We start from the raw sequence: 13338 nt of genomic DNA, 5'->3' as shown, positions 1-13338 counted from the left end.
AGTGAACATGCACTGGACCGAAAAGGGGGGCCTCCTGCTCCTCGCCGGGGCGCTCGTCGCGCTCTCGGGCCCGTTCGCGGCGACCACCGCCTCGGGCGCACCCCGTACGGCCGCGCCCCAGGCCGCGTACGCCCAGCCCGCGTACACCCTCCGGCAAGCGCCCACCGCTCCCGCCGACCCCGCCGACGGCCCCGACCCCATCGACTTCGCCGTCGTCGTCGACCAGTCGGCGAGCCTCTCCGACAAGGACCTCGCGCGCGAGACCGAGGCGGCGGCACTGCTCAGCCAGGGCGAGATATCGGAGCGCTCGCGGGCCGCCGTCATCGGCTTCGGCAGCTCCGAGAAGCCCGGCCAGTCGCCCGTCCGCGAGGTCTGTACGCTCACCGTCGCCGACGCGGCCGGCCGGGAGCGGCTCAGCGACTGCGTCCAGCGGCTGAACCACCGCGACCGGGACCGGACCGGCCCCGGCACCGACTTCCCGGCGGCCGTCCGCCAGGCCGTCACCCGTCTCACCGAGGGCGGACCGGCGGCCGGCCGGCGGGCCGGGGCGCCCGTCGTCCCCAAGGTCGTCTTCCTCCTCACCGACGGGAAGCTCGACGTCGCCGACAGCCCGGAGTACGGCACCGACCGCGACAGCCGCCAGTCCAACGGCGAGCGCAGGCTGACCGAGGAACTCGCCCGCGCCCGCGCCGCCGGCGTACAGATCTGGCCCCTCGGCTTCGGCGGCGAGATCGACCGGGCCGCCCTCACCGCCATGGCCGAGGGCGGCTACCGGGGCGCCTGCTCGGAGATCCCCGGCTCCGTCCCGCGTATGCGGGTCGTCGGCACCTCCGCCGAGATCGACAAGGCCCTCCAGGAGACCTTCGCCGCCGCCCGCTGCGCCCGGATCGCGCACGGCACCGTCGGCAAGCCGCCCGCCGACCTGACCGTGAGCATCCCGCCCATCGCCACCGACGGTTCCCTCACGGTCGCCAAGCACGACCCGAAGGTGCAGGTCACCTACTACGACCCGGCAGGCCGCAAGGTGCCCGTACGGGGCGAGTTCGACGGCTCCTCCTTCGAGGTGAGCGGACAGAACGGCCCCGTCGAGGCGCTCCGTGTGAAGAACCCGCTGCCCGGCCGCTGGCGGGTGCACATCGAGGCACCGGAGGGCCACCGCGACCGTGAGGTCGCCGTCCGCGCCATCTGGCAGGGCCGGCTGCGCTCCACCGTGGTCCTCGACCCGGCGTCCCCGCGCGCCGGGGAGCAGGTGAAGGTGGAGGTACGGATGCAGACCCGGCGCGGAGTCGTCATCACCGACCCGCGCCAGCTCACCGGCATCGCGGTCGCCGCCGACCTCAAGGGCGAGGGCTTCCGGCCCGTCGCCCTCCGGCTCGCCGACGACGGGAAGGCCCCCGACGCCACGGCCGGCGACGCACGCTTCACCGGCACCCTCACCGTGCCCGCCGGCGCCACGGGCGACCTGGAACTCGTCACCCGCATGGAGGCCCCCGGGATCACCTCCGACCACCGCCCGCTGCACGCCCGCGTCGGTGAGGGCGTCCCGCTCGTGGCCGCCGGGCTCACCGTCGAGGGGGTGACCGTGCACCCCGGCGGCACCGTCCGCGGCACCCTCGACGTCACCAACAACGACACGGCCCCCCACACCCTGCGGCTGGCCCTCGCGGACCAGACGCCCGGTGCGGAGCTCACCGTCACCCCGGCGACCGTCACGGCCCAGCCGAACCGGGCCACGAGGGTCCCCTTCACCATCACCGTCGGAAAGGGCACGCCGCTGGGCGAACTCGGCGGCCAGGTCTCCGTCGTGGACACCGGCGACGGCGACCGCGTCCTGCGCGGCGCCTTCCTGGCCGTACGGGTGGTGGCACCGCCCTCCTGGTGGGAGCGGTGGTGGAAGGCCGTGCTCGCCGGGGCCGCCGTCCTCCTCCTCGCGGGAGCCGTCCTCGGCATCCGTCTGATGGCGCGCCATCACCGCCGGGACATGACCGGCGTCACCCTCGAACTCTGCCAGGACGGACGGCCGTTGGACTCGCTGACCGTCCGCCGGGGCCAGAGCCCAGGGGGCGCCTTCGTCTTCGCCGTCGATGAGCCCTACGGCGCCCCGCCCACCCTCCGCCGGCTCCCCGGCGGCGGCTCGTCCACCGCGCATGTGCTGCGCCGCACCGGCGCGGGCGAGCTGCTGCTGCGGCCCCGGGGCGGCGGACAGGTCCCGGTGCGCCCCGGTGAACCGACCGGGCTCGGCGACCACGAACTGGTCGTACGCGGCGGTCGCCCGGCCCCACCCGGCGGACGCGGCTCGCGCGGCTCCCGTGGCGGCCGTGGCGGCCGGTGGTCCGGGAAGTCCGCCGCCCCCGGCGGGCGTACGGACAGCGGCGGGCGCACCGGCGGTGCGGGCGACGCGGCTCCGGACGCCTTCCCGGACGCCGGCCCCGACGCCGGCGGCGACTACGACGGCAACTTCTGAACGGGTCAGCGAGGAGAACGACATGAAGATCTACCAGCCCATGCTCTTCGTCGGACTCGGCGGCACCGGCGGGCGGATCGGCAGCGAACTCGAGCGCAGCCTGCGCCGGGAGCTGTGCGGACCCGACGGCACCGACCTGGTCGACGGCGGTCGCCGGCTGCCCTTCCAGCTGCCCGACTGCCTCCAGTTCGTCTACGCCGACTTCAGCGAGGGCGAGATCGTCAGCCAGCCGCAGTTCAAGGCGAAGGGAGCCGAGGCCGCCGCCTTCGCCAGGACCTCCCGGATCGTCCGCGACCTGCTGCCCACCGACTTCGACTCCTCGCCCGAGGTGACCCGCATGCTGCGGGTCTCCGTCCCCGAGGAGACCCGGCTCTGGCTGCCGCCGCAGGCCCGCCAGCCACGCGTCGCCCCCCTCAACAACGGCGCCGGACAGCTGCCGACCGTCGGGCGCGCCGCGCTCTTCGCGACCGTGCGCTCCGGGCTCGAACCCGTCCTGCGGCAGCTCCGCGAGGCGATCGGGGCCATCGGCCAGGCGGCGGGCGACCTCCGGCGGGTCGGCGGCGGCCGGATCAGGGGCTGCGACGTGTTCGTCGCCTTCTCCGTCGCGGGCGGCACCGGCGCCGGCATCTTCTACGACTTCATCCACCTCATCGGCCACGAGTTCCGCAACGCCCGTGTCCCCGGCGTGAAGATCTACCCGCTCGTCGTCATGCCCTCCGCCTTCCCGCCCGAGGCCGGCGGCGGACGCGAGGCCGAACTCAACTCCGCCCGCGCCCTCGTGGACCTCTCCCGGCTCGTCGACGACCAGAACGTGCCCGACGCCCTCGACCAGGTCGGCGACGTCGAGGACCGGGGCCGGCTCAGCGTCACGTACCCCGGTGACGGGGTCGTCGCGCTGCGCCCCGCCACCATGCAGACCGCCTTCCTCTTCTCCAAGCCGGCCGTCATCGGCAGCGACGACCTGCGCCGCTCCATCGCCGCCATGGTGATGTCGCTGATCGGCACCGACCTCGGCGACGACAACGGTTCGGCGACCCGCGTCGAGGAGGACTACCAGTCCTTCGCCGCGAGCTTCATCAACAAGAGCGTCGAACGCTCGACCCCGGCCCGTACGGGCATCGGCTACCGGGGCATGTCCACCAGCCTCGCCGCCTCCCTCACCGTGCCCGTCGACGACCTCGCCGAGATCGTCGCGGCCCGGCTGCTCGCCCAGGCGGTGCGCGGCATGTCCGAGCGCGCCCGGCGGCCCGACCGGGAGGGGCAGAACCACGTACGCGACCTGTTCACCCGCTCCGGCGTCGGACGGCTCTGGAGCCGGGAGGCGCCGGACGTACCCGCCCCCGAGCAACTCCCCCGGGGCAAGGGGAAGATCACCCAGGAGCTGCGCAACCGGCTCGGGGACATGGAGGAGGCCCTGCGCCGCCTCGACGGCACCCTCGCCCGCGAGGTCCCGCGCCTCGCCGAGGACTTCAGGCCGAGCGCCGGGGTACGCGAACTCCTGGGCCAGATGGACCCGTTCCAGGTCGAGATCGTCCTCGCCGGACTCGCGGGACACCCCGACCGGGTGGCCAGGGAGGGCTTCAGCGGCATGCTGGACAACCGGCGCAACGAACCCGAACGGCCCCCGAACGTCCAGACCTCCGCGCCCGCCATCCCCGCCGTCCGGGGCAGCGTCGGCGGAGTCGTACCGGCCCGGTGGAGCGACCCCGACGTGCAGGACGCGCTCGCCGCCCAGGAGGCCTGGTACCAGTGGCGGGCCCGGACCCTCTGGCACCGCGGCTGGCAGGCCGGCGAGGCCCAGTGGCGGCCCTCCCTCAACCGGGTCTCCGCCGAGGTCTCCGAACTCGCCAAGGCGCTCCGCGTCCACGAGCACGACGAGGCGAAGGCCTTCGCCGAACGCCGCCGCGACCTCTACCGCGACGACCGCGCCGGCATCGCCTATCTGCTGCCCCCGCAGAACACCCTGCGCGCCTTCTACGACGACGTCGTCGACCGGCTCGCCCAGTCCCTCGGCCTGCCCGAGTCCGCCGACGCCGCCGCCCTCCTCGGCCGGCTCGTCGGGCCCGAGGACTGGCGGCGGGCCCTCGACGCGGTCCGCCGTTCGTCGTCGGCGGCCGTGAAGGAGATCAAGCAGGTCGTCGAGCGACGGGTCAAACGGCTCTTCGGCGAGGCCAACGACGATGTCTTCGCCCGCCCGCTGCTGCCCTCCATGGAACTGCTCCTGCGCGCCGCCTCGGGCGACGAGACCGCCGAGGCGAAGGTCGACCCGCGCTGGCTCGACCAGTTCCGGGCCCGGCTCGCCGGACTGATCCCGGTGGGCTTCGTCCCCGACGGCAGCGGCCCGCTCAAGATCCTCATCGTGCACCCGGCGAGCGAATCCGACGGCAGGGCCCGCGACTTCCTCGAACAGGAACTCAACCTGCCCGCCCGCGTCACCCCGGAGAGCCGGGCCGGCGACACCGACTCCATCACCGTCGTCTTCTTCCGCAGCGGTATGAACCTCACCGACATCTCCGAGGTCCGCAGCGTCCTCAGCCTCTGGTCCGAGGCCCGCGACGCGGGCGGCGAGGACGACTTCCTGCACTGGCGCCAGCGCCTCGGCTACCAGGACGACTGGCTGGTCTCCACCGAACACGACCGCCAGCGCATCCTGCACCGGCTGCTCTGCGCCCTCTGGAACGGCCACATCGACGCCGAGGGCCCCGCCGAATCGCCCCATGTCGTCCGCATCAGGCTCCAGGACGGCGAGTCCGCGACCATGTCGCTGCGCCTGGAGGGCTTCGACGGCTCGCTCTCCAGCTGGGCCGGGCTGCTCCGCGCGTACGAGCGCTGGGCGCTGCTCGACGAGGGGCAGATCATCGAGCAGTTCTGCGAACGCCTCATGCAGGCCCTGCCGAAGGGACTCGCCCAGATCCCGGCACCCCCGTCGGCGCTCTTCACCCACTTCGTGGAGCGGGTCGCCCCGCGCCAGCTCGCCCTGATCGACGAACTCGTCGCCGAATACGGCGAGTACGGGGACACCGACAGCGAATGGCTCGCCCCGCTGCGCCACTTCTGGGAGGTCACCTACCCGGGCGCCCTCGACATGCGGTTCCCGAGGGCCGCGCGCGCGACCAGGTCCACACTGCGGGCCCTGTACGAACGGCACGGGCCGCGCGGGAAGGGGAGTGAGGCCGGGGGCGGGGCAGGCGGCGGTGGCGGTACGGTGCCCGATCCGCGTACGGCCTACGGGAACGGCGACGGTCCCGGACCCGCTCACGGGCCCACACCCGTACCCGCGCCCCGGCCGCCCTCCGTCTACGAGGGCGACTGGGAGCTTGAGCCCGAACCGGACTTCGGGCCGGAGTTCGGGCCGGGCTACGAAGGGGAGGCGGAATGAGCCCGCGCGTCCTGCCGGAGCGACCACTGCCCGGGCACGCCGTCTGCCTGGACCTGCGTACGGCGGGGACCTACGACCCCGACACCATGGTCCGCGCGGCCCTGGACGCCCCGCAGCACGGCGGCCAACGTCGCTTCCTCGTCGTCGACGAGGCCGAGCGGCTCGTCGCCCACCAGCGGCTCTTCGAGCGCCTCTCCTCGTACGGGCCCGCCCACATCGTCTGTCTGGCCGTCGGCGCGCGAGGGGCGCGTACCGTGAGCCGCTCCCTCACCCTGCGCCCGCCCGCCGCCGGCGTCCTGTGGCTGTTCGACACGATCGAGGACGGCGTCCCCGGCGAGGCCGTACTGCGTCCGCTCGTCGCCGTCCTCTCGACGCCGGAGGTCTTCGACGCCGTCCTCCGCGCGCTCGGCGAGGTCGGGCACGGCGTGGCCGTGCCCGCCGCGCGCGTCCTGGAGCACGACCTGACCGACGAGGCGCGGGCGCGCGCCTGGCGGCAGGCGGTGGAGGGGCTGGCCGGCCAGGACGTACCGGCGGGCACTCCCTCCGCCGAACAGGTGCCGGGCACGCTGGCCCTGCTGCTCGACGACGGGGTGCCGCGTTCGCTGGCCGGTCACCGGTGGCTGCCGCCCCAGGGCAGGGCGGGGGCCGCGATCGGCGCCTGCGAGGAGGCCGTCGGGGACGCCGTCGACGACTACCAGCGGGTACGAGGCGCCGCCGGGCTCTTCACCCGGGCGGGCGGGTCGGTCGACCTGCCGGGGGACATCGAGCGGGTGACACGGGAGCTGGGCCGGTTCCGCGCCGTCGTCGCGGACGCCTTCGGCGCGGCGGGCGGTAGCCGGCTCACCGCCGAGCACCGGGGTCTGCTCCGCGACCGGGGCATCGAACTGCCCGAGATGCCAAGGGAGATCACCCGGGCCGGGATCGTCCCGGCCCTGCGCGACCATACCCACGAACTGATCGGCAAGGGCCTTTCGCTGCGGTCGGTGGCGGCCCGGCTGTCCGCGCTCGCGGCGCGCACCGCACCCGTCGGCAGCGCCGCCCGGCTGGCCCGGCTCGACGCGATCTGCGGTCCCGAACGGCTGCGGCGGCTCGACGAACGGCACCTCTTCACGGCCGGTGGATCGCGCCCGGTGGCCTTCGCTGTGACCGGTCTCCTCGCCCTGCTCGCCGGAGTGTGGCCGGTCCTCGGCTGGGTCCTCGGCCCGGCGGCGGGCGTGGTCGCCGCCGGGCTCGCCCGGCTGATGCTGCGGCGCAGGCCGAACCGCTCGCCGGACGGGCGGATCGACGGCGGCGGCTCGACGGGAGCGGCACCCCGCCTCCTCGGGGGGCTGCTCGGCGGCCTCGCCGGGGCGGGCGTCGGTCTGTTCCTCGACCTGCCGGCGTGGGCGGGGGCGCTCGCGGTCGCCGTGTCCCTCACGGCCGTCGTCCTCCTCGCGCTGCGCGACTGGAGCCGGGCCGTCGACGACTGGTGGGCGCGGGCGGACCCCGAGGAGGCGTGGCGCGTCCTGCGGGAGATCCAGACCCTGGTCGTCACGACCGCCGTGCACGACTGGCTCTTCGCGGAGGTGCGGCACCACTGCTCTGCGGGCGCGGGGGCGGTGGCCCGGCTGCTCCGCGACCTCGCGGCGACGGCGGACACACACGGAAGGGCGTACGAGCGGGACCGGTCCCCGGGTGAGGTCCCGAGGGCTTCCGACTCCGCCCCGCCGGGCGAGGAGACCCGTACCGCCGCCTGGAGTTGGGAGGACTGGGGCGGCGGCGACGAGGACGACGACGTCTGGTCCGACATGGACGAGGAACCCCGGGCGCCGTCGCCGCCGGGCCGGGCCTCCGGTCCGTCCCTGGCCAAGTTCTCGGACGCGTCGCCGTACGCGTACGCGTGCGACGAGGCCCGTGGGCCCGAGCCCATGGATCCCGGCGGCCGGCCGTCGTCCGTCCCCGCGCCCGCGTGGCTGGAGCGGCGGTACGGGGACGGCGGCCCCCTTCTCGTCGACACGCTCGTGGGCGACCTGGTCGCCGGCACCCTGCTGATCCTCGACCGGTGCTGGGCGGGCATCGAGCGCGACCCCGGCGCCCGCGCCTCCGCCTCGCACGAACGGCGGATCGCGGAACTCCTGGACGAGACCCGCCTCCGCCTGGAGCGCGATGTGGCGGCCTCGCCGCCGCCCCGGTACGAGGGCCTGCGCGACCCCGACGCGCTCACCCCCCTCGCCGACCGCTCCGACCGGCCCGACGCCGCCCGGCTCACCGGGGTCGCCCCCGACGCCGTCGCCCGGCTGCTCCTGGCCGAGGACGACCCCGGCCACACGATCCCGCTCTGCGGCCCCGAGCACCTCAGGCTGCTCTCCCACGACCCGCTCGCCGCGCGGCAGGTCCGGTTCGTACCGGAGGCGATGCGGCGCGGGGCCGCCGGGGACGACGTCTGGCGGGGCACCGCCGAGGACGTCGTGTGGACCGGCGCGGGACGCCACGCCGGAATCCTCCGTCTCGTACCCCTGCGCGCGGACGTCGTGCACACCGTCCGCGCCGAGGAGGCGGGAGAAGCGTGACAGACCCGAACCACCCGAACGACGCGTACCACCCGGACGACGCGGGCCCGCCGAACGACGCGTACCACGACGACGACGCGGGCCGGCCGAACGACGCGGGCCGACGGGACGGCCCGGGGCGCCCGGACGACGAAGGCCTGCCGGTCGACGCCGGGCCGCCCCCGCACACCGGCCGTCCGCTCGGCCCCGACCACCCGGACCATCTCAGTGCGCCGACCACGCCGCCCCACCCGTACTACCAGGAACTGGAGTTCCTCACCCCCCAGGAGGCCCCGGTCCGCTTCGTCGTGCGGTACGGGGAGGACCGCAGGCCCCCCGAACGGACCGGGTTCCTGGCGCGCCGGGCGCTCCTGGGGACGGGGGCGGTGCCGGTCCACCAGTACCGGCTGGCCTCGTCCGCGCAGGGCGACCCCGGGACGTACGGGCTCCTTGAGCGCGAGGTGTCGGCCTCCGTCGCGCTCGAACGCCGTTACGGCGGAGCCAGGTTCGGCGCCGTCCTCACCCGGATCGTCGGCTTCGACCTGACCGCCGCCGAGCCCTTCGTGCTGTACCGGCCGCCGGGCGGACGTCCGCTCGCCGACTGGGCGGGCCGCCTCTCCGCCGAGGACCAGGAGGCGATCATCGGCCAACTCGCCATGGCGGTAAGGCTGCTGGGTGACCTCGACATCGTGCACCGGGCGATCACGCCCGACACCGTCCGGTGGGACGGCGCCCGGGTACGCCTCCGCGAACCGTATGCGGCGCTGCGCGCCGGAGAGCCGCGCGACCCCTTCGGCACCGCCCCCTGGGCGTCGCCGGAACAGCGTGAGGGGCGCGGTGCCGCCGACCCGCGCGACGACCTGTGGTCCGTCGCCGAGATCGCGTACCACCTGCTCGCGGGCCGTCCCGACCGGGGCGAGGGGCCGCCCCGCGACCTCGCCGACTACCGGCGCCTCGCCGCCCTCGAACACAGTGGCCTCTTCTCTCCGCAAGCGGGCCAACGGCCGCACCCGGAGGAGCTGTTGAGGCTGCTCCACGTACCCGATCCGCTCGCCGGCGGGCTCGGGCCCGCCGATCCGCTCGACCGCTGGCGCATCGAGTACGACCGCCAGATCGCCCGGAAACGCGCGCTCTCCGGAGCGGACCGGAATGGTGTGCGGACAACCTCTGAAGGCTCCGCGCCGGTCCCGGACCCGCGCCCGCCGCGTACCACCTTCATCGGCCGGATCTTCGGCGGCGGTGGCTCCGGCGGTGGCTCCGGCGGTGGCTCCGGCGGTGGTTCCGGCGGTGGTTCCGGCGGTGGCGAACCCGACCGGTCCTCCCGCCCCGCCGCTTCCGCTCCGCCGCCCGCCCCCGTACCGGATTCGCCCGCGCGGAGCCGGATGTGCCCGCACTGCCTGCTGCCCGTCACCTACGACGAACGGCTCCTCGTCACCATCGACGCCAAGGGCACCCGCATCCCGCTGGACCTCAGCGCCGAACACCGGCCGGGCCACCGCACCGACGCCCTCCGCAAGGCGTACCACCTCTGCCCCCACACGGTGGAGGGCGACGAGGAGCACGAACTCCCCGTGCCCTACCTCACCAACGGCGAGCCCCTCACCGTCGCCCTCGTCGGCAGTTCGTCCGTCGGCAAGACGCACCTCCTCGCCGCGATGCTGGGCGAGGTCGAACTGGGCGGCCTCGAACCGTACGGACTGAAGTGCCGGCCGCTCAACCCCGAGGCCCACCGCACCTACCTGCGCGAACGGGTGCAGAGCCTCCAGCAGGGGCGGCAGCTCGGCCGTACCGGACAGCAGACCTTCGCCCGGTTCGCGGACGGACTGCTCGTCTCGGCGGGCGGCGCCACGCCCCGGCCCGTCGTCTTCTTCGACCTCGCGGGCGAGGACCTCGCGCAGGACAGCGAGGTCGGCCGCTTCCTCATGGGCGTCGACGCCTTCGTCTTCGTCCTCGACCCCCTGCGCGCGCTGCGGATGCGCTCCCTCGACCCGGTACGGGAGCAGAGCGGGCTGCGGCGGCGCGAGCTCGGCGACGAGGCCTTCGCGACCGTGCTCAACCGCATCCCCCGGCAGCGGGGCGGCCTCGTCGCCGCACCGGCCGCGCTCGCCCTCAACAAGAGCGACCTCGTCCGCTTCGAGCCCGTCGTCGACCGCTGGCTCGGCCGGGCCCTGCCCGGCCGCCACGACCCCGCCGCGCTCCACGCCGAGAGCCGGGACGCGTACGCCTTCCTGTCCCAGCACGCCAGCGCCGCCTGGCTCAAACCCTTCGACGACTGCGCCGACTGCACCCTGCACTTCGTCGCCGCGACCGGCGGGCAGGCGCGCGGCGACCGATTTCCGCACGGGGCCCGGCCGCGCCGGGTCCTCGCGCCGCTGCTGTCGCTCTTCGCCGCGTGCGGGCTGCTGCCCGGGGCGGAACCCGCGGGAACGAGAGAGGGGATCGACCGATGACACGGTCGGAGAACGAGGTCGACCAGATCGTCTTCCGCTGGGACAGCGAGAACCTCACCGGCAGCACCGGCTTCGGGCCGGTCGCCTGGTCCGGGCCCCGCGACGAGGCGGAGACCCTCTTCAGGCTCTCCGCCCCCGTCCTGCGCGCGAGCGGAGAGGAGACCCGGCCCGCCCTCATACGGCTCCAGCGGCGCGCCGACGTCATGCTCATCCGGCGCACCCCGTTCACCGAGGCCGACGGCGGGACCTCCGTGCTCTGCCACGCCCTCGTCGGCGCGCCCGCGCTGCTCCCGCCCGCCACCTGCCTCGGGCTGCACGCCTGGGACTGGGAGGGCTCGGACCTCAACGCCGCCGAGGTGCGCGGCCCGCTCCCGGTCGTCCCCGAGACCGCCCTCGTCCGGGCGTCCAGCGGGGGACAGGGGGCACTCGACCGGGCCCTGGCGCACGTCACCGACGAACTCACGGGTACGGTAGCCGAGTTGCTCCGCCACCCCGAGGAGCGCTTCACCGTCCTCGACGAACGGGGCGACAGCGCGGGCCTCGTCCTCTGGGGACTGCACGGCATGTTCGGCGAGGTCGCCGACCGCCGGTGGACCTTCGCCACCCACGACACCGCCGAACTCCCCGCCCTCCGCTTCGTGTTCGTGGGCCGCTGGTCGGGCGCCGCGAGCCGCAACACCGGACGCCGCCGCGTCGACCCGCGCGAGCGTTTCGGCGACCGGGCGGAGGAGATCGCGGCGCGCCTGGTCGCCCACCATGTGCGGGGGGCCGTGGCGGGGGAGGGCGACGAGTACGCGGTCGGCAGCGCGCTCCACACCGCCGCGTCCACCCGCCGCGGCCCCCTCCTGGACACGGCCGCGCGGGCACTCGACGCGCTGGACGTCCGGGGTGTCGACGGCGGGCCGGGGACGCGGCCCGCGCCGGACCTCCGAGGTGGCGAGGGCCCCGGGGCGCGGCCCGCACCGGCGGCCGGAGCCCCGCGCGCACCCGGCTCAGGGACCTGGGAGGAGGAGTTCCCCAGGCAGGATCCGCCGCCCGCACGGGGCAGGAAGGGCACGGTACGGGGGTGGCTGACCCCGGGGTCCCGTGCGGGGGAGGCGGGGGCGCCCGGGGGACGGCGGGGCGGCGACGACCGGGACCGGGACCGGGACCGTGACCGGGGCTGGGACCGGGACGGGGGCGTCGAGGAGAGGGTCCCCGGAGCCGTCACCGGACCGGGCCCGTGGGAGCGCCCGGACCTGTGGTACCGCCCGGAGAACCTGGAGACGGCGGACCCGGACGGGACAGCGGGCCGGGGCGGGGTGGCCGATCCGGACCCGACCCCCGACCCGTACGGGGAGCCCGGCGGGGCAGACGGGACCGCGCCGGTCGGCTCGGATCGGGGGGTCGGCTCGGATCGGGACGAAGGCCCGGGGTGGCAGGACGGGGCGGGGTGGCAGGACGGCCCCGGCCGTACGGACGGCCTCGGCCGGTCGGGCGGCGGGGTGGGGCCCGACGGCCCGCCGCCGTCGCGGCCCCACGGGCAGCACCTTCCGGAGGGACAGGACCGACCGGGCAGTGCTCAGCGGCCGGAGGCACCGGCCAGGCCGGAGCTGCCCGTTGCCCCCGAGCCAGTGGCCCCCGAGCCAGTGGCCCCCGAGCCCGAGGGCTCCCACCGCACCCCCTCCGAGCCCCCCGCCCCCGACGGCGGCCCCTACGCCCGCCCCTTCCTCCCCCCGAACGTTCCCCAGTGGACCGGGCCCGGTGCACCGGGCCGGCGCGCGGTGCGAAGCCGGGTGCGGGGTCGTGAGCGGGAGGTCGAGAGCGGGCTCGTGCACAAGCTGCCGACCGCCCGAGGTGCGCTGGAGGCCCGTGTTCTCGTCGAGCGGGCCGGCAGCCGCGAGCTGCTGGACGCGCTGCGCCGCGCGCAGGCGTACGAGATCCTCACCGTCCTCCTCGGAGAGGTCGCACGCCGTCTGCCGTCCTGGGGCCACCCGTTGCGCCGGGAGCTGTGCGAGGTGGTCCTCGGGCGGGACCTCTGGGCGGTCAGGCCGCCGGGTGCGGACGCCGATCCGTCGGACCCGGCGCCGTCGCTCCGCGCGGCCAACGCCGCCGAGCTGCACCGCTGGGCCGTCCGCCCCCTCCTGGGCGCCGGCGACGCACCGGTGGGCACGGTCGCCGCGCTGCTCTCCCGGCTCCGTACGAGCCCGGCGCCGTCCGCCCGCGAGACCTTCTGGCTGATCGTGGACCGTGAGCGGCCGGGCCTCCCGGACGCGGTCTGGCTCGCGCTCCTCAAGGAGGCGTACGGGGTGCCCCGTACGGGAGCCCCGGACCCGAGGTCCGGGTCCGGGGCGTCGAACCGGGCCGGCTCGGACGGTTCGTTCGGCCGGGACGACCCCGACAACGCCTATACCCGGCGGTTCCTGAACCGCGTAGGGCTTCTCCTCGGCGGCCTGGTGATCGCGATCCTCCTGGTGGCCGTACTGACCTGACCCCCTACCGACCCCGGTACCGACCCGACCCCGACCCGACCCCCGA

5 protein-coding genes are annotated in these 13338 nt (G+C 75.6%); all 5 read left to right on the top strand.

What is annotated here, in order from left to right:
• Positions 1-7 precede the first annotated feature (7 nt).
• The 5 genes from ABT154_RS12510 to ABT154_RS12490 are packed head-to-tail and all read left to right on the top strand — an operon-like array spanning position 8 to position 13292.
• Positions 8-2464, top strand: coding sequence for a VWA domain-containing protein (locus tag ABT154_RS12510; RefSeq protein ID WP_351856299.1), 2457 nt, complete (start codon positions 8-10; stop codon positions 2462-2464).
• A 22-nt stretch (positions 2465-2486) separates the two neighbouring features.
• On the top strand, positions 2487-5843 hold the full coding sequence (locus ABT154_RS12505) for a tubulin-like doman-containing protein (protein ID WP_351856297.1): 3357 nt from the start codon (positions 2487-2489) through the stop codon (positions 5841-5843).
• Positions 5840-8392 (top strand): amino acid adenylation domain-containing protein, encoded by a 2553-nt coding sequence (locus ABT154_RS12500; protein WP_351856295.1) that lies wholly within the window; start codon positions 5840-5842, stop codon positions 8390-8392. The genes ABT154_RS12505 and ABT154_RS12500 overlap by 4 nt, the downstream gene beginning before the upstream one ends.
• The gene (locus tag ABT154_RS12495) at positions 8389-10821 is read left to right on the top strand and encodes a hypothetical protein (RefSeq protein ID WP_351856293.1); all 2433 of its coding nucleotides are present in this window, start codon (positions 8389-8391) and stop codon (positions 10819-10821) included. Before ABT154_RS12500 ends, ABT154_RS12495 begins: the two co-directional genes overlap by 4 nt.
• The gene (locus tag ABT154_RS12490; RefSeq protein ID WP_351856291.1) at positions 10818-13292 is read left to right on the top strand and encodes a hypothetical protein; all 2475 of its coding nucleotides are present in this window, start codon (positions 10818-10820) and stop codon (positions 13290-13292) included. Before ABT154_RS12495 ends, ABT154_RS12490 begins: the two co-directional genes overlap by 4 nt.
• Positions 13293-13338 lie beyond the last annotated feature (46 nt).

The organism is Streptomyces sp. NPDC001728, from assembly GCF_040297565.1.
Classification (GTDB): domain Bacteria; phylum Actinomycetota; class Actinomycetes; order Streptomycetales; family Streptomycetaceae; genus Streptomyces.
This window is presented reverse-complemented; position numbering and strand designations above follow the sequence as displayed.